This is a genomic window from Methanosarcina sediminis, assembly GCF_052056915.1.
Lineage (GTDB): Archaea > Halobacteriota > Methanosarcinia > Methanosarcinales > Methanosarcinaceae > MTP4.
Genome location: NZ_CP195119.1, coordinates 2,654,235 through 2,680,664 on the forward strand (window position 1 = coordinate 2,654,235; position 26,430 = coordinate 2,680,664).

Annotated in this window: 13 protein-coding genes; 8 read left to right on the forward strand and 5 right to left on the reverse strand. The window is 48.4% G+C overall.

Annotated features, from left to right (window positions below; translation table 11 throughout):
- Nucleotides 1-425: 425 nt before the first annotated feature.
- The 6 genes from ACSAZK_RS11510 to ACSAZK_RS11535 all read left to right on the forward strand — a co-directional run bounded on the left by ACSAZK_RS11510 (nucleotide 426) and on the right by ACSAZK_RS11535 (nucleotide 18,162).
- The gene (locus ACSAZK_RS11510; protein WP_440954273.1) at nucleotides 426-1,103 is read left to right on the forward strand and encodes a DUF2162 domain-containing protein; all 678 of its coding nucleotides are present in this window, start codon (nucleotides 426-428) and stop codon (nucleotides 1,101-1,103) included.
- The gene (locus ACSAZK_RS11515) at nucleotides 1,100-1,726 is read left to right on the forward strand and encodes a MotA/TolQ/ExbB proton channel family protein (RefSeq protein WP_440954274.1); all 627 of its coding nucleotides are present in this window, start codon (nucleotides 1,100-1,102) and stop codon (nucleotides 1,724-1,726) included. Before ACSAZK_RS11510 ends, ACSAZK_RS11515 begins: the two co-directional genes overlap by 4 nt.
- Nucleotides 1,727-1,728: 2 nt before the next feature.
- Entirely contained in the window at nucleotides 1,729-2,115 is a 387-nt protein-coding gene (locus ACSAZK_RS11520) for a DUF2149 domain-containing protein (RefSeq protein WP_440954275.1), read from the forward strand.
- A 320-nt stretch (nucleotides 2,116-2,435) separates the two neighbouring features.
- Nucleotides 2,436-7,301, forward strand: a complete 4,866-nt coding sequence (locus ACSAZK_RS11525) for a cobaltochelatase subunit CobN (protein ID WP_440954276.1) — start codon at nucleotides 2,436-2,438, stop codon at nucleotides 7,299-7,301.
- Between the two features lie 863 nt (nucleotides 7,302-8,164).
- Entirely contained in the window at nucleotides 8,165-13,372 is a 5,208-nt protein-coding gene (gene cobN, locus ACSAZK_RS11530; protein ID WP_440954277.1) for a cobaltochelatase subunit CobN, read from the forward strand.
- Nucleotides 13,373-13,698: 326 nt separating this feature from the next.
- A complete protein-coding gene (locus tag ACSAZK_RS11535; protein WP_440954278.1) occupies nucleotides 13,699-18,162 on the forward strand; it encodes a cobaltochelatase subunit CobN in 4,464 nt (1,487 codons plus the stop codon).
- A 144-nt stretch (nucleotides 18,163-18,306) separates the two neighbouring features.
- Here ACSAZK_RS11535 and tsaA read toward each other — a convergent pair whose 3' ends face one another.
- Both tsaA and ACSAZK_RS11545 read right to left on the reverse strand, forming a co-directional pair.
- Nucleotides 18,307-18,723 (reverse strand): tRNA (N6-threonylcarbamoyladenosine(37)-N6)-methyltransferase TrmO, encoded by a 417-nt coding sequence (tsaA, locus tag ACSAZK_RS11540; protein WP_440954279.1) that lies wholly within the window; start codon nucleotides 18,721-18,723, stop codon nucleotides 18,307-18,309.
- Nucleotides 18,724-18,755: 32 nt separating this feature from the next.
- Nucleotides 18,756-19,337: an FmdE family protein gene (locus tag ACSAZK_RS11545; protein WP_440954280.1), complete on the reverse strand. Its 582-nt coding sequence runs from the start codon at nucleotides 19,335-19,337 to the stop codon at nucleotides 18,756-18,758.
- A 1,830-nt stretch (nucleotides 19,338-21,167) separates the two neighbouring features.
- Here ACSAZK_RS11545 and ACSAZK_RS11550 point away from each other — a divergent pair.
- Together ACSAZK_RS11550 and ACSAZK_RS11555 are read left to right on the forward strand one after the other, a co-directional pair.
- Nucleotides 21,168-21,956 carry a helix-turn-helix transcriptional regulator gene (locus tag ACSAZK_RS11550; RefSeq protein WP_440954281.1) on the forward strand — a complete coding sequence of 263 codons (789 nt, stop codon included), beginning with the start codon at nucleotides 21,168-21,170 and terminating at the stop codon, nucleotides 21,954-21,956.
- A gap of 176 nt (nucleotides 21,957-22,132) precedes the next feature.
- Nucleotides 22,133-23,056 (forward strand): ribose 1,5-bisphosphate isomerase, encoded by a 924-nt coding sequence (locus ACSAZK_RS11555; RefSeq protein ID WP_440954282.1) that lies wholly within the window; start codon nucleotides 22,133-22,135, stop codon nucleotides 23,054-23,056.
- 125 nt (nucleotides 23,057-23,181) lie between these two features.
- Here the strand turns inward: ACSAZK_RS11555 and ACSAZK_RS11560 are convergent, their stop codons facing one another.
- The 3 genes from ACSAZK_RS11560 to ACSAZK_RS11570 all read right to left on the reverse strand — a co-directional run bounded on the left by ACSAZK_RS11560 (nucleotide 23,182) and on the right by ACSAZK_RS11570 (nucleotide 26,312).
- A complete protein-coding gene (locus tag ACSAZK_RS11560; protein ID WP_440954283.1) occupies nucleotides 23,182-23,955 on the reverse strand; it encodes an ABC transporter ATP-binding protein in 774 nt (257 codons plus the stop codon).
- Nucleotides 23,948-25,063: an ABC transporter permease gene (locus ACSAZK_RS11565; protein WP_440954284.1), complete on the reverse strand. Its 1,116-nt coding sequence runs from the start codon at nucleotides 25,061-25,063 to the stop codon at nucleotides 23,948-23,950. The genes ACSAZK_RS11560 and ACSAZK_RS11565 overlap by 8 nt, the downstream gene beginning before the upstream one ends.
- A 61-nt stretch (nucleotides 25,064-25,124) precedes the next feature.
- Nucleotides 25,125-26,312 carry a hypothetical protein gene (locus ACSAZK_RS11570; RefSeq protein ID WP_440954285.1) on the reverse strand — a complete coding sequence of 396 codons (1,188 nt, stop codon included), beginning with the start codon at nucleotides 26,310-26,312 and terminating at the stop codon, nucleotides 25,125-25,127.
- Nucleotides 26,313-26,430 lie beyond the last annotated feature (118 nt).

Genomic DNA, 26,430 nt, shown 5'->3' on the forward strand with positions numbered 1-26,430 from the left:
CATTACTTATAATTATTGCTATTCGTAAATACAAGTAATATATTATATGCCCTCTTTTAGTTCCTTTTTTCTAATTGCGTTTACTAAAATTTACTTGAATTTTATTTGCTCCATTCCACCCTCTCAAATCAAATCTCAGATGTTAACAGAGTTAATTTGCGCATAATTAGTCTTAATATTCTTTCAATATTTCTTATTAGGTCATCCGCGTATTTTTTTGATCGCTGCTTATAATATTCCTTTTAATATTTTCTGATGTTATTTTTTTAATTTTTTAGTTCTTGAGCTCAGGTCCGAGTTTCCTCTTAAACTTCTCCTTCTCTAAAAAACGATTTCATCTTCTGGCTTGTTAGTCTTTGGGGTAATAATCGTTACCCAAAAACCAGTTTTTATTTAACTCAATTCTAAATGCACAGGGAGATACTATGGACTCTGCTGTATTGACTGTTATTGGGATTTTAATAGGTATCCTCATCTTCGGGCTTAAAACTGGATTAGGTTGCGGCTTTTCAAACCTAAAAACGCGAGAAATCCTCGCAGTCGGAAGCAGTTATTTCTTTTTGGCCCTGCTCTTTGGAAGTATTGTGGATAACATAAGCATGGATAGTTTTGAACAAATTTCATCGATGGGTATGGGGATTCACGTGATCGTTTCCCTGTTTCTTATCGGAGCTGGGATTTACACCCAGAAAAAGTGGAACTCGGGAAAGGACGTTTCAAGGCATACCTTCCTCGCCATCTCAATGCCCTGCCCTGTCTGCCTGGCGGCTCTTGCGGTATCCTGCTTGCTGCTGGCTTCCACCCTTGACATAGGAGGGTTGAAGATCGGACTTCTTGTAGGAACTGCTTTTTTCATCTCGGTTGTAGGTTCTTCCCTCATTTTCAGGAAAATGGGTAAGACTCCCGAGACCCTGGGAACCGTTATGATGCTCCTCGGGATCTATTACCTTATGGGTGCTTTGCTGATCCCCGCCTACATGAAAACTAAACAGATGCACCTGGCTACCCTGGACGGAGGCAGTTCAGGAGTGGTTCCCCTATTGATACTGGGACTCATCATTCTGGGAGGGTTTTTCCTCGGGCATGTGAGGTCTGAACAATGAGTGCAGGCCCCATCTTCGAGATAATGTATACCTTCTCCTCGGCTTTGCTCTATCCGGTAATCTTGATCCTCCTGTTTCTGGTGCTTTTTTCCCTGATCCTTATCGGGGAATTTCTCTCTGAGTACGCAAAGCGGCACAGGGACAGGGACAATCTGGAAGTTCAGTGCAAGGGTTTAAGGGAATCCTGTCTGAATTCAAACTTTTCGGAGGCTGCCGGGGTTCTGGGAAGCATAAAGCAAAACTACATGGTAACTTCCTTTTCGAGGGATGCTTCGAAGTACCTGAATGACCTGAACTTCCCTGCTATCGAAAGGCTTTCCGAGGACTATGAAATCAAAATGGCCAAGCGCCTTGAGCAAACAAAGATCGTTGCAACGATTTCCCCCATGCTCGGGCTTATGGGCACCCTTATCCCTCTCGGGCCCGCTCTGATCGGGCTTTCTCAGGGAGACATCGCCACCCTTGCAAACAACCTCATGATCGCTTTTGCCACCACGGTCGTGGGACTTTTTGCGGGGAGCATAGGGTATGTCCTCACCCAGGTCAGGAGGCGCTGGTACTGGGAAGACATGTCAGATATCGATTACATCCTTGACACAATTGAAGAAAAAACAGGAGATTAAGGATGAAAAGATCAAAATCAAGACGCTACCACCGTACAGGTCTCTTCGCTGACCCTGAAGACCAGAACCCCCTTACCGGGGTTGCCAACCTTTTCGATGTGGCGATGGTCTTCTCGGTTGCCCTGCTGGTTGCCCTGGTGATGTCCTACCAGCTTCCTGAACTCCTGAACCCCAACGAAGATATAACAATCGTAAAAAATCCGGGTGCTCAGGATATGAAGATAATCATCAAAGAAGAGGGTCAGCCCATTGAAGTCCTGAACATGACCGACAACATCGGGGGAGGGACAGGAGAAGCTCTCGGAACGGCTTACAAACTGGCTGACGGCAGGGTAATTTACGTGCCGGAAAGTGAGGAAGAGGCCGGAGGCAACGAGACTTCGGGTTAATTTTTTTCGAAAAATTAAACAAGTAAACTTGTCTTAAGGTAATTTGCCTTTAATATCCAATATCGCATAAAATTTATCTATACAACCCCTGTCGGAAATTCTCTTTATTTTATGGGGTTAGTGAGGGGGGGTCCTGCATTTTCAAGGAAATGAAATGATCAAACGAACGGTTTTTTTTGGTAAAATGAGGTGAAGGCAACATCCCGGAACAGCCGCCAAGCAAAGTGCCGGGATGTCTTACACATTATCGGGTGGATAATATGCGAAACATAAAACATCAATTATTACTATTAAGCGTATTGATTTTGCTGGTTTTTTCAATGCCAGCGGTATCGGCTGACGAAAACCATGTTAATATTACAGTAATAAGCTACGGTACTCAGGCTGCCTTTGAGGAGGGCTGGAATACTAGCCCTTACAAGGACAATTTGAGTGTTACTTATTACGAGTCCGTAGCTACCGATTTTTCGGGTGTTGATTTAGGAAACCCGGATGTTATATTCACCTACATGCTCTGGGGTTCTGTCTTTGATGAAATTGGAGACGATCTTGAAAGGGCAAAGGCGAACGGGACCGTGCTTATCGACATTACCTCCACTTCGGGGGCGTCGTTCAATATGTCTGATTATGACTATGCCTACCCCGGGGATGAAAACGGAAGTACGGTCGAGAGGTACTTTTTTAACATCGGGGTAAAGGAAGAGTTCCTTAAAGAAAACTCCAGAAACTTCCTGGCCTACCTTGCCCAGAATTTTTCAAGCAAAACGGAGCTGACTGCAGGCTGGAAACTTGATGATCATCCTCCTATAATTCTGCCTTCCGGGCTTTACCACCCGGATTCTCCTGTCGACAAGTACTGGTTTGACAACAACTCAGAATACCTTGAATGGTACGGCAACAGCTCAAACGGGGATCACAGGGTCTATGACCCGGACCGTCCCACAATCGGGATATGGTTCCATAAGGGGGATTACAAGGACGGGAACACCGAGGTTGTGGACGCACTTATCAGGGACCTTGAGAGCAAGGACTGCAACGTGATTGCAGGTTTTGATACGTTTAACAATATCACCGGTTTTTACTGTGACGAAAGCGGTGAACCTCTGATCCAGTGTGCGATTTCTCTAAAGAGTTTTGCGCTTAACTACGAAAACTATACCCGTGGAATCGAGGAACTGGAGGACCTGGACGTGGCGGTACTGAAAGGCATCGTGGCTTCGGAATCCGATGATCCTGCCGATGCTAACAGGGGGATTCCCACCGAAGAGGTCGCCCGAAAGACCATGGCTCCGGACAGGGACGGCATTTTCGAGTATATCGTGGTTGGGAAGAGGATCAAAATTTCCTGGACCGAGTCATTGTTTGAGCCAATCCCTGCTCAGGTAGACTGGATCGCAAACCGCTCGATAAACTGGGCGGAACTCAAACTCAAGGATAACAATGAGAAAAACGTTGCAATAATCTATTACAACTACCCTCCCGGAAAAGACAACGTCGGGGCAAGTTACCTTAACACCATCTCGAGCATGGTTTCCATACTTCAAAATATGAATGAAAGCGAAAGGAACTATGATGTAGAGGATATCCCGACAAACTCAACGGAACTGCTGGACAGGATCCAGAGCCAGGGCCGGAATGTCGGTTGCTGGGCTCCCGGGGAACTTGAGGCAATGGTCCAGAATGGAATTGATAGCGGGGACATGGTGCTCCTGCCAATGGAGACCTACAGGGAATGGTTTGAGTCCGAAATTCCCGAAGACCTCAGGGAAGCTACCATTGCGGAGTGGGGCGCACCCTGGGAAGAAGACGTGCCTTCGGACAAGAGCCACATGATCTGGGAAAACGAAAGTGGGAAATATATCGTTATCCCGGCTGTCCGTTGCGGGAACGTCTGGCTCATGCCCCAACCTGCAAGGGGTTTCATGCAGAATGAAAACGCCATGTACCACAGTAGCATTCTCCCGCCCCCACACCAGTACATCGCTTTCTACCTCTGGCTGAACAAGAATGAGGAGTGGCAGCCCGATGCCCTGATCCATCTCGGGACCCACGGGACCCACGAATGGCTCCCCGGCTCGGCGTACGGGATGAACCGCACAGCGGAATGGTCTCCCCTCTTGCTTCAGGACCTTCCGAATATCTATCCCTATATCGTGGCAAACGTGGGTGAAGGCCTGACTGCGGAATACCGCGGAAACGCCCTGATAATCGACCACCTGACCCCGACCCTTGAAAAGGGTGGTCTGCACGGGGAAATGGCAGGGCTTGCCGGAAACATCCAGTCCTACTACGACCCTGCCATGAGCGGGACCGATGTGCAGGAAAAATACCGGAAGCTTATAATCGATGAGATGCTCGAACTCAAACTCGATGTAGACCTTGAAGTTGACGAAAGCATGGTTGAGGAGCTCAGGACCAATGAAACCTTCTTCAATGATTTCGTGAAAAACGTCCTCCACGAGTATCTTGAAGAAATTTCCGAAGAAAACATCCCCTACGGCATGCATGTGTTCGGGGAGGTACCTCCCGAAAAGAGCCTGGAGCAAAAGCAGGACGAACTGGTATCCATTATCCGGACAATTATGGGTACATCTTTTGAAGGGAATGTGACCGCTGCTTTCTATACCAATGCAACAGGGTATCCTGAAGGTATTCCTGAGGAGGATACGGATGTAGACCTGATGATAAGGGAAGTTGTAATCAACGGGACGGACCCCGCAACGGCCCAGGACATTGTATACGGTTCCAACAACATTTCCGTAACCAGTGACCTTGAATTCGGTTTAAGCTACAAAGACAGAGTTGTCGAACCTGTACTGGACGACCTGCCCTCGGTTATCAGGACTATGCTCGGTTCTTCCTTTGAAGGGAACGTGACCGCTGCGTTCTATTCCAACGCAACCCTCTACCCTGCAGGTATTCCTGAAAACGACACGAAAGTAGATGCCCTGGTCTGGGATGTTATCTACAACGGTACGAAGTACCGGGACGCTCAGGACGCGATTTACGGCTTCAACAACAGTTCGGTAAACATCGACCTGAAACAGGGTCTTGAATACAAAGCCGATATCCTGGATCTGCACAGGGACGAGATGAGCCTGATGGTAAGGGCAATGATGGGAAGTAGCTTTGAAAAAGCTGTGGAAGCTGCCTTCTATTCCGATACAACGGAATACCCGCTCGGGATTCCCTCGGATGACAGCAGGGTGGACCGGCTTGTCTGGGAAGTGGTTAGCAGCAACAGTAACATCACCCCCGAAGCAGCCCAGGACCTGGTCTACGGAAGCAATGAGAGTTCGGTCAGTTCCGCCCTTGAGGTCGGGATCGAATACAGGGACAGGCTCAGGCAGTGTTCCCAGGAAATGGACCACTTGCTCTCAGCCCTTGAAGGTGGCTACATTCCCCCGAGTTCGGGCCGGGACCCGATCCAGAACCCTGATTCGGTTCCCACAGGGTGTAACTTCTACGGGGTAGACTCAAGGCTTTACCCCTCGGAAGCTGCCTGGGAATTGGGAGTTGCCATGGCAAATTCCCTGCTTGAGGACTATTACGGAAAATACGGGGAATACCCGCAAAAAGTCTCGTTCTCCAGGTTTGGCGTGGAGTTCATAAGAGACCACGGGACCCTTGAAGCCGAAGTGCTTTACCTGCTCGGGATAAGGCCTATCTGGGATGATGAAACCAGGCAGCTAAAAGTAGACGATGAAGGAAATTTTGTGTTTGAGGTCATGAACGAGTCTGAGATGTATGCGCTCCTGCCTGAAGACTCCATCCTGAGAAACGAATCCCTGATCGGCAGGCCGAGGATCGACATTGTCTATACGACCGCAGGGATGCGGGACGCTTTCCCTGACAAGATGAAAATGATAGATGAGGCTGTCAGGCTTGCAGCCAACCAATCCACAGTCCCGGATACCAACTACACGAACTATGTCAATGAGAACAGCCAGCAGATCTTTGCTGCCCTTGTCGCTGCAGGGTATGACAGTGATACTGCAAAAAAATTGTCCGAAATGCGCTGTTTTGCGGTTAAGGACGGGACTTACGAGATCGGGGTTGCCAATGCCATCGGTGCAAGCGGGACCTGGGAAAACGAGGATAAGATTGCCGAGCTTTACCTTGACAAGATGGGCTATGCCTATGGGACCGATATCTGGGGCGAAAAGTGTTCCGAGCTCCTGGCAGAAAACCTGAAAGCTGCGGATGCGTCTGTCCACTCGGATTCCTCGAACCTCTACGACACTCTTGACAACGACGACTTCTTCCAGTACTTCGGAGGCATGAACCTGGTGAGCAGGTACCTTTCAGGGGAAACTCCGGAGATGTACGTCTCCGATACCCGGAGCCAGGACGCGGAAAACTGCGGGATGGTCCCGATGGACGAATACCTGAAAAAGAACCTGCGGTCCAGGTACCTCAATGACCAGTGGATCAAGGGCATGATGGAATCCGGGTATGCCGGAGGCAGGATAATGTCCGAGTTTGTAAACAACCTCTGGGGCTGGGAAGTTTGTGACCCGGACCTTGTGGATGACAGCGACTGGGAACTGGTCTATGAAACCTACATCAACGACCCGGACATGCAGGAATGGTTCAAGGAAAACAACCCTTACGCCATGCAGTCAATAGAAGCCAGGATGCTGGAAACAATGCGTAAAGGCTACTGGGAGAATACTGAGATAAGAGACCAGCTCGTTTCCGAGTACGTAAAGTCAGTGGTAGAGGACGGAGTCACCTGCTGCCACCACACCTGCGGAAACCCCCTGCTTGATGAGTACGTGAAAGGCATGATGTCCGTTGCGGGAGTCAGCCAGGAGCTTCAGGACGCATATAACCAGAAGATCACCGAAGCGACCGATTTCCCGGAGACTACCTCTACTACTTCTTCCAGCAGGAGCAGCAGTGGCAACAGGGGCAGTTCTACCCCTGTGGTAAAGAGTGCTAACCAGACAACCGTTCAGGAAACCGATGCCGGATACGGAACCCAAACCCCCGATGCTCCGGAAAGCTCTTCATCTGCCGAATCCGATCCTTATGTGGAAGGCTACGAGATGCAGAAAGATGCAGCCGATGGTTCCGAGGGAGGAAGTCCGATGTCTTTCTCAGGTTCTGACGTTGTGGGTACTTTGTTCGTACTTGCAGCAGTGGGAGGTATCTATCTCGGATTCAGGAAGAGAAAGCTTTGAGACTTCGATAGATTGGGGGTATTATTTATTTCAGTGCCCTCAAATCCTTTTTTTATTTTTTACGGCTCTTCGCTATTTTGTATGGCTTAAAAATAGTTTTTTAGTTTGAAAGTTGCCCGACTCGTAAAGACAAATACTGAGCTTGAATTTGATTTTCAACAATAAGTGTTTTTAAATTTCATACATGCCATTCCCATTTTTAGGAGATGGATGAAATTACCCACTCGAAACAGCGAAGAGCCTTTTTTACTTCTCCTGCTTCTTTTCTCTTGATTTCCTTTTCTACTGATCTCTTTTTTACTTCTATGGTTTTCTTTTCTTCATCTCTTCTTTTTTATGGCACAGTGTTTACTGGTTTTCATTTGACGAATTTTTCTATTTGATTGGGCTATTTTTCCAGCCTTTTTAACTTCTTGTTATCTCCCAGGGTAACAATCGTTACCCGAAAAACAGGGATTATATGTCAAATAAACTCAACTTGAGTTGTCCCTTAAGTGGATACTCTATGGATGAAATAGGTGGGATTGACTATAATAAAAAAACGAGATCATACTCATGGCTGGCGAATCAATATGTTTTTAATTGATTGTTGCTGGCATTTTCTCAACTTTTTGAAAGTATACTTGTGTTCAATTTCTGGAATCATGCCCCTCCGGAAATGCATTTTCCCGGCATGTTCCATCGCCGGGAATCTCATTTAATAAGAAGTTTTGGCTTGCAATTACCGTCCCTTTGCAGTCTCTTACCCGGTGTTCAGCCCCACACCAGGGCTTACATAATTTGATTTTTCACGAGGAGATACAATGGAAAGAATTCGAAATAATAAATTAAAAAACCCTGTGCAATATGCTAAAGTTTTCGGATTGATATTTTTACTGCTTATAATGCTGGTCTCTGCTTGCCCTGCAGCTGGAAGTGAAGGAGTTAAGTATGAACTAGTGGCGAATACTACCAGTGACGAGAATGGATATTATTCTTTTGGATATATTCCAAACGGTGAATATGAATTACTTGCCGCTACTTACGCTCAATATAAGAGTACGGATACTTGGTTATGGTACAGTGGCTCTGGAAGTCTCGCAGTTTCAAATGGTACTGATCTCTCTAATCAAAATATCACTATAAGTTCCGATGACCTCGTTCCACATGGTAAAGTTCTGGGCTTTCTTGACCGCTCAATTGTTAGTGGGTATGCCAAACCTAAAATGGGCTCTGCCAAACCGTATGTTGATGTTGTGCTGATAAGTTCTGATGAAGAGTTTGTAGCTAATACTACCAGTGACGAGAATGGATACTACTCTTTTGAAGATATCCCAAACGGTGAATATGAATTACTTGCCGCTACTTACGCTCAATATAAGAGTACGGATACTTGGTTATGGTACAGTGGCTCTGGAAGTCTCGCAGTTTCAAATGGTACTGATCTCTCTAATCAAAATATCACTATAAGTTCCGATGACCTCGTTCCACATGGTAAAGTTCTGGGCTTTCTTGACCGCTCAATTGTTAGTGGGTATGCCAAACCTAAAATGGGCTCTGCCAAACCGTATGTTGATGTTGTGCTGATAAGTTCTGATGAAGAGTTTGTAGCTAATACTACCAGTGACGAGAATGGATACTACTCTTTTGAAGATATCCCAAACGGTGAATATGAATTACTTGCCGCTACTTACGCTCAATATAAGAGTACGGATACCTGGTTATGGTACAGTGGCTCTGGAAATCTTGCAGTTTTAAATGGTACTGATCTCTCTAATAAAAATATCACTATAAGTTCCGATGACCTCGTTCCTCATGATAAAGTTCTGGGCTTTCTTGACCGCTCAATTGTTAGTGGGTATGCCAAACCTAAAATGGGCTCTGCCAAACCTTATGTTGATGTCGTGCTCTTAAAAGAAAAGTATACGAACCTATCAAACAGCCCGCACCTAAACGTTTCGATTATTACCGGATACAGGTATGATTACCAGCTTGAGACTGCGGTAAACAGGCTCAACGCTAACAGTGACCTGAACCTGACAGTGAGCTATTTTACGCCGAATAACCTGGAAAACCATACTGAGGTCGATTTCGGTAGTATGGATATCATCTACATCAATATGTTTACCCAGGACGCGGAACTGCTTCGGGACGATATTGATGAGGCAATTGCAAACGGAGCTGTGGTCATTGGTCAGACTACTACCCTTCCTGATAATCCTGAGCCAATTCCTTCAAAATTTGATGATAAAGCTGGATTGATGGCTTTTCTCCAGAGCTACTGGTCAAATATCCCCGCAGATGACCAAAACCTGGACTACATGATTTTTTACCTCGCAAGTGAGTACTACGGCAGGAATGACCTCGATATAGAGGCTCCGATAGGTCCTCCTAAAAGAGCTATCTATCACCCTGACTTCGTTAATGGTTCAGACCTTTATTTTGCCGAAAGCTATGAGGAATACCTGGACTGGTATGTAAACCGTGAGGATGAGGGGCACCGTTATAACGCAGGTGCTCCCACCGTAGGCCTGGCTTTCTATGCTTCTTACTACCCTAATAGGATGGAACCTTTCGAAACCCTTATCCGGGAATTCGAATCAAGGGGTGTCAACGTTATCGCTTTCTACGGGGATTCTTCCAACCGGTGTGATCCTTTCATCAGGAACGAGACCGAGACGTACATGGACGCCCTCATCTCCTTTACGTACCGTGGAAACTACTTCGATACCGAAGGGCTGGACATCCCCCTTATCAACGGGGTCCTGAACGGGTACCTGAACTATACGGAATGGAACGAAAGCAGTAGCCCCCTTCCGGCTGACAGCATGATGAGGATCTACAGGCCGGAATGGTATGGGTTCATCGACCCGATCATGATTTCCACCTCCGAGATTCACCCTGAAACCGAGGAGGAAATCTACGTTCCGATTCCGGGGCAGGTTGACTGGCTCGTAAACCGCACCCTTGCCCAGGTCGAGCTTTCTCCTGAAAGGACTCCCGAAGCCGAAAAGAAGGTTGCAATCATCTATTACAACCACGGCTGTGGTAAGGACGGGATCGGGGCTTCCTACCTGGACGTTGCACCCAGTATCAGCAAGCTCCTTGAAGGAATGGCTGATGCGGGTTATGCCGTGGATTCCGGCAGTATCCCGAACGGAAGCGAACTTACGGACCTTATCCTGGTGCAGGGCACGAATATCGGGACCTGGGCTCCGGGAGAACTTGACCGGATGGTTGAGAACGGGGACGTTGCCCTGATCCCCAATTCTACTTACAGTGAATGGTTCGAAGCCCTGCCTGAAGCCCGGCAGCAGGAAGTAATTTCCCGTTGGGGGGAAGCTCCCGGGGAGATAATGGTGTATGAAAACGAGAGTGGAAAATATCTTGTTATCCCGAAGATCGAAGTCGGAGATGGGGTAATCCTTGCTCCCCAGCCTACAAGGGGCTGGCTGCAGGACAACGACGCCCTCTACCATTCCAAGGACCTGCCCCCACACCACCAGTACATTGCCTTCTATCTCTGGCTCCAGAACGAATACGGGGCAGATGCCATGGTGAACATGGGCAGGCACGGGACCGTGGAATGGCTGCCAGGCAAACAGTTCTGTCTTTCCAGTGAAGGCTGGCCTGCCCTGATGAACGGGGACATCCCGGTTATTTATCCCTATGTCATGGACGGGCTTGGGGAAGGCGTCCAGGCTAAGCGCAGAGGCAACGCCGTTGTCATCGACCATCTCATCCCTCCTGTCCTTGAAGCCGGGCTTTACGGGGAATACGCGGACCTTGACGGAGCCATCCTCGACTATACGAATGCCGTGGACATGGGTATGGACGAGGAACTCGTGGCGATGCATAAGGCCGAGATTCTGAATCTTACAGAGGAACTCGGGCTTGACAGCCAGTTGAACATGAGCCTTGCCGAAGATAAAGTGAGCTTTGAGGATATTTTCCTGGACGAACTTTCCGACCTGCTCGAAGAACTCAAGAGTACTTCCATGCCCTACGGCCTGCACGTGCTCGGGACCTCTCCCGAAGGAGCCGAACTCGTGGGCATGGTAAACTCGATGCTCGGAGAACCTTTTGAAGAACATGTCGAGTTCTGCTTTGACCCGGCTCTTTCCGGCTGCAACAATTCTGATGAAGCCGAATTTGCCCTTCTCGAATCTGTCTTGCTCTACGGGAATAGTTCCGCAGAAGCCCAGGCCAATGTGCTGGGCGGTGTGAACGTAACCCTGACTGCAGACCTTGCCACGGCTGAAGAGTATGCTGCCCTGCTTGCCGGTGGCAAGGACGAAATCAACCAGGTATTAAAAGCTCTGGACGGCAGGTTCATCGAACCTAATGCCGGGGGAGACCCTGTACGGGATCCGGACACCCTGCCTTCGGGCCGGAACTTCTACTCCTTTGACCCTGAGGAAATCCCCTCCGAAGAGGCCTGGATAATCGGGACTGAGATGGCTGATGAGATGCTCAGGCAGTACAGGGAAAGCCACAACGGTAGCTATCCCGAAAAGGTCGCCTATGTCCTCTGGGCCGGGGAAACCACCCGTAACGAGGGTGTCATGGAGTCCCAGATCCTTTACCTCCTCGGGGTAAAGCCGAACTTCGAGGACGAGGACGAGGACTTTGACAGCTACGATGACCTGGTCTTTATCCCGGACGAAGAACTCGGAAGGCCGCGCATCGATGTTATGGTTCAGATCTCCGGATTGTACAGAGACACTTACCCGAACAACATCCGCCTGATCGATTATGCGGTGAGGACAGTCTGCGACGAGTCCGAGTATCCCGGAACAGCAGAAAACCCCAACTACGTCCTTGAAAACACGAAATCTCTTGCTGCCGTACTGAATGAGACCCTACAAAATGAGTCACTTTCCTGGCAGGTTGCAACCCTCAGGATTTTCGGGCCTGCGGACGGGGCATACGGCACAGGCATGAGTAACGCGGTTTCCGCGAGCAATACCTGGAACAATACCGAGGAACTTGCCGAACTTTACATCAGCAAGATGAGCAATGCCTACGGCGAATACATCTGGGGTGAAAGCCTTGCGGAGTTTACAGGCTGTGACGAGCTTGAAAATGAAGCCTTCTTTGAGGAAAACCTCAAGGACGTCGAGGTCACCCTGCACAGCAGGAGTTCGAATACTTACGGGGCTCTTGACACCGACGAGTTCTTCCAGTACCTGGGCGGCCTGAACCTTGCCGTGAAATATGCTTCCGGCGGGGAATACCCCGAATCTTTCATCTTCAACCTCCGGAACCCCGGGTGTGAAGCGGTAGAGACCCTAAGTTCCTTCCTTGAAAAAGAGCTGTATGCCAGGTACTTCAACCCCTCCTGGATCGAGGGGATGCAGCAAAATGGGTATGCAGGAGCCACCGAGATGTCAGACTTCCTTGAAAACCTCTGGGGCTGGGAAGCCCTGAACCCCGACCTTATCAGTGATGATGTCTGGAACCAGGTCTACCAGACCTATGTAGGAGATCCGGAACTCAGCGACTGGCTCAAGGATAACAATCCGTATGCCTACCAGGCTATGACTGCCAGGATGCTCGAAACCGCACTCAAAGGCAACTGGGATGCTTCGGATGAAGTCCTGAAAAGCCTTGCTTCGGAATACGCGGAATCCGTTGTAAATGACGGTGTCACCTGCTGCCACCACACCTGCGGAAACCCGCTCCTTAACGAATACGTAAATGGGCTGGTTTCCGTGCCCGGTTTCAGTGACGCGATCGAAGATGCAACTAAGCAGTCTCTCCCGGATGAAGATGAACACCACAGCAGCAGCGGGCACCAAACAAGCCTTGCAGAAAAACTCAACCCGCCGGAAGAAACTACCTCTTCGGGCGGAAACCAGACTATGGCAGCTGTGAACGCCGGGTATGGAGTCGATTCTCCCGAACCTGCCCCTGAAGCTCCGAAATCTACTGCTGACCCGTATGTTGAAGGGTATGAGATGACAAGGGAATCCTCTGAAAATGAAGATGAAGGGGGCATGTCCTTCTCAGGTGCCGACATTGTAGGTACCCTCTTCGTGCTGGTCGCAGCCGGTGGAATTTACCTGGGAATGCGGAGAAAGAAACTGTAATTCCGGGTGGATATAAGTTCAGTTGAATCCGGAAAACGGCGTATTAGCAGATATTATACGCCGCTTTTTCTCCTTTTTATGTAGGTCCAACTACTACTCTTGAGATCTTGAGAGTTGTGAGGAGCACTGGATAACACACTTTCAAAATATATTATTCTTTGTTATACTTACTTAAAAACTCCAAATTTAGAAATATAATGGATAGAAGGAGCCCGTGCCTCCGCTTCCACACACAGGTACGGGCTGCATACCATAGGTGTTTCGATATGCATGGAAATAGACGTGTCTATTCTCGAAAAAGCTTTTGTATAAAACTCTTAACAGCGGTGTTGCTGCTAGCCACCCTGACATCGGCAGCCGCAGCATCGGACAACACCCTCAGCTTTGTGCTAGGGACGGACTATAATATGCAGGCACTTGAAGATGTGCTTGCAGGCGACGATATTGGAGTAAACGTGAGCGTCTATAACGCCACCGAGGCAAATGCCACGGACTTCAGTTCGGAAAAAGTGCTCTTTCTAGCATCCCTTGACGAAGGGAACCTCACAAGCATTAACAGTACGCTTAACCAGAGCGCTCATGTCGTTTCTTACGGACTTCCCGAAGGTTTTGACCTCGGGAACTCAAACGACTCGAATATGACGGAGCTCTGGGAAGCCGGGGGGTACCACAACGTAAAAACACTCGTACGTTACATGAATGATACCTTCTATGGGGACGGCGTCCAGACCCCGGAAAAGCTTGAAGTTGCTTTTGTCTTTTCCAGGGAAAGTTCCATTCTTACAATGGATAAAGTAGCTCTGGACCCGGAGATTTCCGCCAGGATGAATATAAGCACGTACTTCGGGCGTTCCAATGAAGACCTGAGCTTCGATCTTAGCGATAAGGACATTGTGTTAATGAGGGACCTGGATGCCCAGGTAATTGAAACGATCTCTCCCACTGTCAATGCAGCAAAAGCCAACGGGGCTGACGTAATCAGTGTAGGAAACCTGATCCAGTCTTATGATTTGCACAATGTTAACCTTTCGGATCCCGATTACGCCGATATCAATGAGTATTTCATGTATGATTCGGAAGAAAACTTCAAGAGGCTCGCTACTTTCCTGGGTGTGAAATTCGCAGACAGCTACGATGTTATCGGAGGACCTGTTTCACGGCCTTTATACGGGATTTATCACCCTGATGCTCCGGAAATCTATTCTTCATCCAGTGATTACCTTGACTGGTACATCACGGAAGGCTATGACCCTGCAAAGCCCACCGTAGGAATTATTTATTCTTCTTTCAAGTATGTCACTACGAGGGACGCTCCCCTTATCGAAGCTCTTGTGAACTCTTTTGAGGCTCAGGACTGCAACGCCGTTGTAGTTACTTATTCCTACAAGGACCCGGGCTCCAGGGACTACCTCATGCTCAACGGGAGCTGCATCGTGGACAGTGTGATCGTGGTCTCGAGAGGCTCGCGCTTTAATTACGCAGACTCGGAGCAGGGTGTAGAGGACCTCAAGACCTGGAACGTAACGCCCCTGAACGGGATCAGGCTCTTTTACAGTATAAGTGCCGAGGAATGGGAAAACTCTCCCCACGGGGTCGGGCCTGAACAGACATACCAGCTTGCAGCTGCGGAAATGGACGGAATCATCGAGCCCGTCGTAATCGGTTGCAAAGACCCTGAGATTGGGGATTCTGCTTACTATCCTATCGATTACCAGACGGAGTGGCTTGTGGACAGGACGATTTCCTGGATGGAACTCCACCGTAAGGCGAACTCTGAAAAGAAAATCGTAATCCCCTACTACGCCGCAGAAGCCGGAAAAGCCGCAGTCGGGGCTGACATTGACTATTACCTGGACGCTCAGGCAAGCCTTGCAAACCTGCTCCCGGCAATGAGGGACAGAGGCTACGACCTTGGAAACGGCAGCCTTCCGGACAGGGACGAACTTGCCGAGATCATGATGGATAGGGGGCACAATGTAGGGGTCTGGGCTCCGGGTGTACTTGATTCCATGGTTGAAAACGGCTCTGTCATCCTTATCCCTGAAGTCAAGTACCTTGAATGGTTCGAAGCTCTTCCCGAAGAGAAGCAGGCCGAGATGGAAGAGATCTGGGGGCCTGCACCCGGGGAGATAATGGTCTGGGAAAACGAGACCGGAAGATATCTCGTGATCCCGAATATCGAGTATGGGAACGTGCTGCTTGCTCCTGACCCTATGTGGGGCTGGGACCAGGACGAATCCGTAACCTATCATGACGGTTCCATTCCCCCGACCCACCACTGCCTGGCTTTCTACAAGTATATGGGAGAGGAGTACGGGGCTGATGCCCTTTTCACGATTTTCACGAGCATTGAGATGATGCCCGGAAAAGAAGCGGGGCTTTCCGCAAAGGACTGGGGTGCAATCCTTCTCCAGGACATGCCCATGGTCCATGTGCTTCCCATGGATGCCGAAGGGATCTTTGACCGGAGGAGGGCAAACATGCTGATCGTGGACTTCCTGACCCCGACCATCGTGCCTTCCGGGCTTTACGGGAACCTTTCGCTCCTCCAGCAGGACATCAGCATGTTCCACCAGGCTTCTGACCCTGCGGTCAAAGCCGGGTACAGGGAAATTATCCTGAACAGGACCCTGGAACTTGACCTGGACACGGACCTCGGAGTTGACCTTGAAAGCATTTCCGGAAATGAAACCGAGACAGATTCCTTTATAGAAGATCTGGATGACTACCTCAGTGAACTGAAGACCACGTTCATGCCCTTTGGTTCTCACACCCTGGGCGAGCCCCCCACCGGGGAAAGCCTGGTTGCAATGGTCGAGGCGATGCTCGGGGAGGATTTCAAAGCCCATGTACAAGCCGTAAATTCCTCCGAAGGGCTGACAACGGCTCTCCTTAACGAGACCGTGCTCAACGGAAAGACGTCAGAAGAAGCCCAGACCCTGGTGTTAGGTACGGTTTCGGGAGATATTAGTTCCGACCTCAACCTCTCTATCGAGTATACGGAAAATCTCAACGCCTGCACTATTGAGATCCCTCGGATTCTCGATGCCCTTGAAGGCAAGTACATCCCTCCCGGACCTGCGGGAGATCCTGTCCGGACCCCGGAAGCCCTTCCAACGGGAAGGAACCTATGCACTTTTGACGACCGTTTGATCCCTACCGTGGCTGCATGGGATGTTGGGGTCAAGCTTGGGGATGAACTTCTTGCAAAACGCCTTGCAGAGAACGGGACTTACCCGGAAAAAGTCGCTTTCCTGCTCTGGTCCATTGAAACCACGAGGAACCATGGAACAATGGAATCCGAAATCTTCTACCTCCTTGGGGTGGAACCTGATAGGGACAGCAAGGGCAGGGTTCAGGACGTAAAATTGATCAATTCAAGCGAACTTGGGAGGCCCAGGATCGATGTTGTGGTCACGACTTCCGGGTCCTACAGGGACATGTACGCAAGCCGGCTCCTCTTGATCGATAAAGCGGTCAAAATGGCGGCAAATGCCAGTGATGATGAAATTTACCCGAACTACGTGAGACAAAACACCGAGGCGATTAAGGCAGACCTGCTTGCTGCCGGGTACGACCCTGAAACTGCCGAAGCACTTTCAGTTTCCCGCATTTTCTGCCCGCCGCCGGGTTCCTACACCCCGGGAATCGAGCACGCTATCTCGGGTGCGGACTGGGATGACAGGGATGAGGTTGCAGACCTCTACATCGACCGCATGGGGTATGTCTACGGCGAAGACATCTGGGGAGAACAGTACTCGGACGTATTCCGCCAGAACCTTGCAGACGTGGAAGTGGGAGTCTTTAGCCGGACTTCCAACGTCTACGGGACCCTTGAGCACCCCATGGTGGCAGCCTATTTCGGAGGGCTTTCAATGGCTGTTGAGAGGGTGAGTGGGGGTAGCCCTGACATGTACATCAATAACCTGCGTGAACCCGGGCAGGAAGGTGTGGAGAGTCTTCAGCATTTCCTGAGCAGGGACCTCCGTTCCCGTTACATGAATCCCACCTGGATCGAAGGCATGATGCAGGACGGGTACGACGGGACCCGCTACATGAATGCTTTTATTGAGAACATGCGGGTCTGGGACGTTGCAACTCCGGACCTTATCACCGACGATATGTGGAACGAGGTCTATGAGACCTATTTCCAGGATCAGTATGATACGGGGGTTGCCGAACACCTGAAGTCCACGAACCCCTACGCTTACCAGTCCATGGCGCTCAACCTTATAGAGTCCGCACGCAGGGGAGACTGGAATCCTTCCGAGGAGGTCCTTGAAGACCTTGCACGGGAATACGCGGAGTCCGTGGTTGAAGAAGGAGCTGCCTGTTGCCACCATACCTGCGGGAACCCAACTCTCAACCAGTACGTTGCAGGCCTGGTCTCGGTGCCTGGCTTCAGTGAAGCGATTGAGGAAGTTACGAAGCAGTCCCTCGAGGAAACGAAACCCAACCATAACAGTGGCGGACACCAAACAAGCCTTGCCGAAAAACTTGGTGAAATTGAAGAAACCCAAACTGAAGAGCCGGCGTCCTCAGAAAGCAGCAACCGGACCGCTATGAATGAAGATTCGGGATACGGCATTGATTCTCCGGAACCTGTGCCCCAGGCTCTTGAATCCACTCCTGATCCTGACTACGTCGAAGGGTATGAAATGACGAAGGAGTCTGCTGAAAGTGAGGCTGAAGGAGGTATGTCCTTCTCGGGTGCCGACATTGTAGGAACTCTCTTCGTAATGATCGCAGCAGGCGGAATTTACCTGGGAATGCGGAAGAAAAAGATGTAATAGATATGTAATAGATATGTAATAGAGACGTAGAGCTGTAATAGAAAAAAGCAGCTGAATAATTGCAAAATGTAATTAAAATTTGAAACGTAAAATTTGAAAAAAGGGATTTTTCCCTTTCTTCTTTTTTTAGCTTCTTTTTTTTCAATCCGATCCTTCTTCAATCTTTTTTATGTATGGCTTTATGTCCAGGACCGGGGTCCCGTTGATGGCGTCCAGGCCTTTTACGTGGAGCACGTTGCCTTCGACTTTCACAAGCTCTACCAGTGTGAGCCCGATTCCGTTAGGGCGGTGGGGGCTGCGGCAGGCAAAGACTCCTGAGATCTCCCCATCGTAGCGGCGGCGCTGGACCAGTTTGAAGTCTTTTGATTTGCTGAAATGGAAGAGGACGTAGAGTTTTTCGAAATCTTCTATCCGTTGGAGCCCTTCTGCCAATTCGTCTTTCAGGATAATTTTCGAAACCGTCTGGTAGACTTTTTCATTGTAGACCGGTTCCAGATAATCGTTTTCAACGTACCCGATGGGTTCCATTTCAATGGGTCCCGGGGCTTTTTCGTTCATTTCTCTGCCCTGCCTTATTTCCTTGTAAGGTCTTATTCTCCTGCTTCGAAACAGGAGATACAAACTATTTTCCCGTTTTTGACCCTGCCCAGGGGTTCCATGAAACCTTCTCCGCATTCGCTGCAGATGACTGTGGGGTAAACCCTGGCTTTTTGGGGGGGTTCGATTTCCACTTCTTTAATCCAGAAGATTTCTTCCTCGGGCCTTTCCAGGATACTCTGGCTTTTGGCTTCATGTGCTGCCCTGAACTCCTTTACTTCCTCGGGGCTTGCAGTCCCTGCCCTGAGTTTTGCAAAGAGAGCAGTGTGCCGATCGTCCTGGGGCAGAGCATCGGGTTTCAGGGAAATCCTCAGGGCTTTTTCGTCCCCCCTCTTGAAGAAGGTGTATACGTGCTTTCCGTTCTCCTTAAAGACAAGGTTCCCTTTCCCGCAGGTACAGCCGTTGACAACCTGGATGGCGTCCACGGCACAGGACCTATTTTCCACAACTGCGACCAGTTCTTCGTCTTCGCTCCGGTCTTTGAAGCGCTCGGCAGCAAGCGTTGCTATCCTGTATCCGATTGCAATCCCTGGGCAAACGTGTCCGTGAAATTGTACAGCTGTTTCGAAGTCCAAGTTTTTAGCTCCTTTTCTAAATTGAATTCTTGATTTTTAATTCATAATTTTTGAATTCCAATTGTTAAATTCCAATTGTTAAATTCCAATTGTTAAATTCCTGATTTTTGAATTTTGAGTGATATGATGAATTTTTATGAAACTGTTCTCCGTATTGGTGGGTTATTATTTATAAACTTTTTATTTCAATCATATTACAAAAGATTGATCTCGTATTAATTTCCTCCTTCCTTACCTTTTATGAAAACTAGCAGGTGATGGTTGTTCCTGTCTTCCCCTCTGAGATTTCTTTGGCTGGAAACCTTTTAGGGTGATGGAATTTTTGTTGCCATACCCGGGCTGGCACACGTAACTTTTTAAAACAGGTCTTCTTTTGAAAATATATTGCTTACTTGAAATTTCACTCATAAGCTTTATTTATGATTAGTTACTTTATAAAAATTGGACAATTTTAGCTGTATGTCCTGGGAGATTTTGACATAACAGCCGGGTCAGGGGTGTAACTCTTTACAGATTATCTATCCAGATTATCTACTTTATGACACTGGACTTATATTATTTGTAAAATAGATAACCTGTTTTAATAAAAATATTCATTTCAAAATCAGTAGCAAAATCAAAATAAAAAAGAAGTCAATATATATTTCCGATAATTGCCAGATTAGTTAGATAGGGACCTTTTGTTCCCGTCCGCCGGTCCCTATCAATGATCCAACCCCATGAGATTGAGAGGAAACCCTTTAAAACTCTCAATCTGCATTGTTTCCTACGACTTTTGAATATATAACATAAACGACATAAAATATTTATCAATATTCAAATATTGGGTTTCCTTAAATTTTTGGACATATATTAAAATATTCGTAACCATTAAATATTTTGTTGTTATTAAATATTTTATCGCCATCGTAATTTTTAAAGTCCCTTTAAGGTCCTCTATTTTTTAAGGTCCTCTATTTTTGTAGATTTTTTCTTTGTTTCCCCGTTTTTCTTCGTTTTTCCTGAAAAGAGTTTGTAAATACGTTTATTTTTTAAATAAAAACTTCTCTATTTAGTTCCTTTCTTTTCTTTTGCTGGGCGTCAAGGAGTCTGAACATCAGTAATGTTGTATATTTTCTTAAAAAAGTTCACAAATTTCTTAACCTGTTCGACATTTCAAAAAGATTATATAGTTTTAAGGTGGATATGATTTGCAGGTACTTTCAAAAACTTTTGTGTAATGAATCCTTTTATTTTATAATAATTGGGAGCCTTTTGCCACCTCTGATCTGGCTCCCAACTGTGTGATTCAACCCCAGCGGTGTAAGAGAAAACCCCTTAACTCTTCAACCGCTAACTCTCTTTCTATGTTATGGGTGTATATAACCTAAACGATTTTAAAATTTTACCGGCATTAAATTATTTAGCGACCTTTAAATAAGTTCTCCCGACACTGATTCTCGATCATCTACTTGTATGTTTAGCGGCGTTTAAACAACTTTGTCTTCAAATATCCATGCAATTTTTTTCCATTCTTCAGCTGTCCTGTTAAATCGTTTTGTTTAATCTTTTTTCTCCTTAATTTCATATTTATCACATCTTTGCATAATGAATGGACTGGGATGTCTTATATTTCTTCAATTATATAACTCAGATTTGTTAAAATTCGCTCCTACTACCGGGCACATATGGCATAAAATAATCATGTATGGTGCGGGTGGCATGAAATATATTTATAAATGGAGCGTAAAATTCCTGGGTCTTTGGTCCAGGGGTAGTTCACAATAACGCTGTTTATGCCCGGATGAATACGTAAAATATTTATCAAGATACCTCTTATTACGCAGGGTAATGAAGAAAAAGCTTCTCGAACTGATTTTTCTCTCTGAGAAAAGAAAAAATCTTCTTCTTTTTTTGAAAGAGGGACCGAAAACCATTGAAGATATCAGGTCCGCTCTAGATGTCAGTTCAGTGGCAATTCTCCCTCAAATTAAAAAGTTAAGGGAAAGAAACCTGGTCCTCAAGGACGGCGATATCTACAGGCTGTCTCCTCTCGGGCGGTCCATAGCCGGAAGAATGAAGGATATGGTAGGCGTCCTGGGGGTTTTCGGGAACAACTACGATTACTGGTCAAGACATGCAATCGAATGCATACCTCTCCATCTCCTAAAAAGGATTGATGAGCTGGGAGAGTGCACGTTCTCAGAACCTCCCGACAGAACTCATCTTTTTGAGCCTCATAGGGAGTTTGTGGAAAACATTTCCCGATCAAGTTGCTTATGGGGTACAGCTTCCATTTTTCATCCTCTCTATCCGACCCTTTTCCTCAATTTCGCAAAAAGCGGGATGAAGGTTTCAATCCTTGTAACGGACTCTGTCTTTGATAGAATCAGGGAGGAGTACCGGGCCGAGTTAAGTGCATTTATTGATATGGAAACCTCACACTTTTACGTCTGCAGGGAAACTCTGGAACTTTCCCATGTAGTGACTGACCGCTTCTTCTCCCTATCCCTTCCTTTCCACGACGGGACTTTTGACCACAAGGAAGATGTCCTGTGTTTCGGACCTTCCGCCCTCAACTGGGGAAAAGAGCTTTTTGCTTACTACCGGGGCAGGTCTGAAGAAATAACTGAGATCTGACCTGTTCAACTTCCAATTAATTCTTTCCTGTTTTTTTGTTTTTTTGGACTACCTGGTCTGATTTTATTATATCTTATTTGATCCCATTAAATCTGGTCTGCTTTTATCCGCTCTTCTCTATTTACCGGAATGCCGGGAAGATAGGTATAAATTAGAATCCTTACTATCCTATCTTTATGAAAAAAGTTGAGGATATTGCGGAAAAGATCCGGACAATGGAGATCCGGGGTGCAGGCAGAATTGCAAAAGCTGCAGCCGGAGCAATCAGGGACTATGCAGCGGAGCTTGATGTCGTTTCTATGGGAGAGTTCGATACCCGAATCCGGGACGTTTCGGACCTCCTCATCAGTACCAGGCCTACGGCGGTTTCCCTCCCTAACGCCGTAAAGCTCGCCTCAAAGTACTCTTCCGGAAATGTGGAAGAGGCAAGGCAGGAAATCATCGAGAGTGCAAACCGTTTTATCGAGCAGGCTGACCGGGCTCTTGAACTGATCGGAAAAATCGGAGCTCGAAGGATTCAGGATGGGGATGTTATCATGACCCACTGCAACTCGCACGCTGCGCTTTCCATCATCACAACGGCTTTTGAAGAAGGAAAGGATATCAAAGTCCTTGCGACCGAAAGCCGGCCCCGTCGCCAGGGCCTCCTGACCATACGGCACCTGAACGATTTCGGAATCCCGACATCTCTTATAGTGGACTCGGCAGTGCGCTACCACATGAAGGAAGTTGATAAAGTTGTTGTGGGAGCCGATGCCATCGCAGCCAACGGGGCTCTCGTAAACAAGATCGGGACCTCTCAGCTTGCCCTTGCAGCTCATGAGGCCAGGAAGAGTTTCATGGTCGCAGCCGAGACTTATAAGTTCAGCCCCAGCACCATCGTCGGAAACCCCATTGAAATCGAGGAAAGGGCTGCAGAAGAGGTAATAGATCCGGCAGTCCTGGCTGAGCTTCCTCATGTACAGGTAAAAAACCCGGCATTTGACTTTACTCCTTCCGAATACATTGACATGATCGTAACCGATGTAGGGATTATTCCCCCTGCCATGGCATATACTGTCATCAGGGAGCACCTTGGCTGGGAACTTGGGGACCTGTAAATCCAGTGAACCAGTGAACCAGTGAACCAGTGAACCAGCGAACCTGCTGACCTGGAAACCTGAATTTGGCTATTACCATTTGCTATTCTCGGTGCCGGACAGGCTTCCATCCTCATCCAGACGGTTTACCACTGTCCGTTTTCATCCTCATCTTTTATCGTCCCGTCCACGATCTTGAGCACCCGGGAACACTCTTTTGCAACTGCCGGGTCATGGGTGACCACAATAATAGTCTGCCCTTTTTCGCTTAAGTCCCTGAACACCCGGACAATGGAGTCCCGGGTCTTAGTGTCCACCTCCCCTGTGGGCTCGTCGGCAAGGATAAGGGCGGGCCTGTTTGCAAGCGCTCGGGCAATGGACACCCGCTGCTGTTCCCCTCCCGAGAGCTCTGTCGGTTTGTGGTGCAGGCGGTCTTCCAGGCCCAGGTCTTCAAGGAGGGCTTTTGCCCTTTCAACTCTTTCTTTTTTCGGAACCCCGGAAAAGCGCATTGCAAGTTCGACGTTTTCAAGAGCTGTAAGGGTGGGGATCAGGTTGTAGTGCTGGAAGATAAAACCTATTTTTTCCCTGCGCAGGCGGGGAAGCAGTTTTTCGGGGACAGTGGTCAGGTCTGTCCCGTCAAGGATGGCCTTTCCTCCGCTGGCTGTTTCAAGGGTGCCGATAAGGGCAAGAAGGGTGGATTTTCCCGATCCCGATGGGCCCATGATGGCGAGCAAATCCCCTTTTCTCACGGTCAGGCAGGCGCAGCGCAGGGCATGGACCGGAATTTTCCCCCGGATATAGGTCCTGGAGAGGTTTTCTACTTTGAGGATTATTTCCGGCTCCTTTTTTCCCCTCTCCCCTTTTTCGTTTTCTACCTGTCTCTTTTCTCTTTCTTGAACCTTCTTTTTTTCTTCAGGCATGTTTCAGCGCCTCCATGGGGCTCATTTTAGAGGCCCTGTATGCCGGGTAGAGGCCTGAAAGCGCCCCAATGAGCAGGGCGAAGAGCATGGCAATAACAATGAGCCTGGGGGTTATCAAAAAGAGCACGATCCTTGTGGTCGCAAGCCAGGCGTTCATAACAAAAACGGCCTCTACGCCAACGAGAATTCCAAGGACCCCTCCGAATAAGCCCATGCAGGAAGCTTCCCCCAGGGTCAGGAGCAAAATATCCTTTGTCTCGGCTCCCATGGCTTTCAAAATCCCGAACTCCCGGGTCCTTTCAGCCACGGACATTAGCATGGTATTCATTACGCAGAGCCCCCCAATGATGGCTGCAAGGAGCCCGGAACTGATTGTAATCACGCTGAAGATCATGAAAGACTGCTTTGCCTGCACCTCAAGTTCCCCCGGGGAAAGGGTGCTTGTGCCTTTGACGCTGAGTTCGATGCGTTTGGAGAGCATTTCGGCATCTATCCTCTCGTCGGGTACGGCGAAGATATAGGACAGGGAGTCTCCTACGTTGTAGAGGTCCTGAGCGGTGTACAGGGGTATGATCACGGCATTGTCAAAGATCGAACCCGTGTATTCAAGGATCCCGACGACGGTAAAGTATTTGTCATGGATTTCGAACTTGCTTCCTATTTCGAGTCCGTACTCCCGTTTGATGTTGTTTCCAACAACTACCTGGTAAGAGTCCCCCGGGTTCAGGAAGCGCCCTGCTTTCAGCTCTACAGGGTGAAGGGCAACGCTGGACTTTTCCGGGGGTACCCCAAGGATCTGTTTCCCTGTCATGCCCAGCTTGTCCTCGTCAAATGTTGTCATTAAAAGCCCGTAGGCGTCCTTCACCCCGGCTACCCTGAGCACGTCGCTGACCTTATCGTTAGTCAGTCCGCCCCCGAAGACTCCACTTTCCGCAAAAACCCTGATCTTGTCGCTGGTCACGCTCATGGAGCGCTCGAAGGTCTGGTGGAAGTTCTCGGACATGGCTCCCATAACGATTACAGCAAAGATCCCCAGGGCAATCCCGCAGATGGTAAGGGCGCTCCGGACTTTCCGGTTCGTAATGTTTCGGATGATCAGGTCAAGCATGTTTATCTCTTTTCCGTGTTCGAATCCGTGTTCGTATTTTTTCCTGAAAATTCGGAAAGCTTCAGGGCTGTCTTCTCCCGATTATTACGGCAAGGCCCAGGAATGTTCCAAGTGCAGCCATTATTCCGGGTCCGGAGGATTTTTCTGCCGGGCCTGCCAGTTCCACGGGCTCAAAAACCCGCAGGGCCGTCTCGTAACTGTCCAGAACCTCATCTTCAAGGTTCACAACGTAGACCATTACGTTGTAGTCGCCCCTTGGTATCCCCTGCCAGATTATCCCCACAGTATCTTCCCTGTTTGCTGTCAGGATGTCTGCGGTCTCTTCATAGACCCGGACCTCTCCGTTTTCGGGGGTTAGCACCACCCTGATTATTCCGTCAAAGGGCACCTGGGACTTCCCTACTATCGTTACGCTGGCCCCGTATTCATCCACGTCCACATCCTCCTCCAGAATCTCAACGTCTTCCCTTGCTCTGAAATCCGAGCGGTAGACCGAGGTAAGAGACGGGGAATGGGAGTTGACTTTCAGGAGCGCCGTGTATTTCCTGTCCTTTTCAAGGAGGAAGGGCCAGTACATTGCCTCATAGTAGGACTCCATCACAGGTATGTTTTCCATGCTTTCGGAATATACGATTTCTCCTCCCGAGAGCAGTTTCAGGTTCAGGTCAATCATGCTGGGTTCTGGCATCTGCATGAAACTGAGTTCTGTAGGGCTTATAAGGGCAGAAGCTTTTTCGGAGTCCGCAGAGAAGTCCACGAGCTTGATTCTTGAGAGGGTTGGGCTTCTTTGGGAAAACGAACTTTTCCGGGCTGCAAGAACTTCATTCCCCTCATGAACCGAAAGCCGGGCAGTGTAGGATTCATAGTCTTTTCCGAAATCCTCTTCCAGCTCCCAGAAAAGGATTTTTGTGACCTCCTCTCCGGTTTCCACGGAACCCAGGGTCAGGTTTTCCGATCTCAGGATTTCTTTCCCGGAACTCAGGGTGAAGCTAAGGGTGACGTTTTCAAGCGGTTGCTCAAAAAGGATCGTTGCATCGCAGAGCTCGTGGTCGGAAAAGAAGTCGGTTATAAGGACGTTTTCTTCCCCTCCAGCCTTCGGAGCTATTGGATCTCCCATGCCTGCAGCGGGGTGAACCGGGATGGAGAGGACGGTCAGGATGGTCAATACAGTGAAAAAGCTTATTAATACAAAAAAGTGAAATGCGTTTCCTTCTGGTTCCCTGAGTTTCATTTTTCCTTGCAGGCTCAAGCCTGTTCCCTCCTCTTTTTGAAAATTGCCGGGAACCGGAAACTTTCGTGAGCCCTGCTCCCCGCTTAATGAATATCTGTAAGAAATATGTAGGAACCTCTATGTTTAAGTTTTGATG

Excerpts from the sequence above, each read along its gene's own strand:
- ACSAZK_RS11510 (WP_440954273.1), top strand. The coding sequence starts at position 426 with ATGGACTCTGCTGTATTGACTGTTATTGGGATTTTAATAGGTATCCTC.
- ACSAZK_RS11515 (WP_440954274.1), top strand. The coding sequence starts at position 1,100 with ATGAGTGCAGGCCCCATCTTCGAGATAATGTATACCTTCTCCTCGGCT.
- ACSAZK_RS11520 (WP_440954275.1), top strand. The coding sequence starts at position 1,729 with ATGAAAAGATCAAAATCAAGACGCTACCACCGTACAGGTCTCTTCGCT.
- ACSAZK_RS11525 (WP_440954276.1), top strand. The coding sequence starts at position 2,436 with ATGCCAGCGGTATCGGCTGACGAAAACCATGTTAATATTACAGTAATA.
- tsaA (WP_440954279.1), bottom strand. The coding sequence starts at position 18,723 with ATGAACGAAAAAGCCCCGGGACCCATTGAAATGGAACCCATCGGGTAC.
- ACSAZK_RS11550 (WP_440954281.1), top strand. The coding sequence starts at position 21,168 with ATGAAGAAAAAGCTTCTCGAACTGATTTTTCTCTCTGAGAAAAGAAAA.
- ACSAZK_RS11555 (WP_440954282.1), top strand. The coding sequence starts at position 22,133 with ATGAAAAAAGTTGAGGATATTGCGGAAAAGATCCGGACAATGGAGATC.
- ACSAZK_RS11560 (WP_440954283.1), bottom strand. The coding sequence starts at position 23,955 with ATGCCTGAAGAAAAAAAGAAGGTTCAAGAAAGAGAAAAGAGACAGGTA.
- ACSAZK_RS11565 (WP_440954284.1), bottom strand. The coding sequence starts at position 25,063 with ATGCTTGACCTGATCATCCGAAACATTACGAACCGGAAAGTCCGGAGC.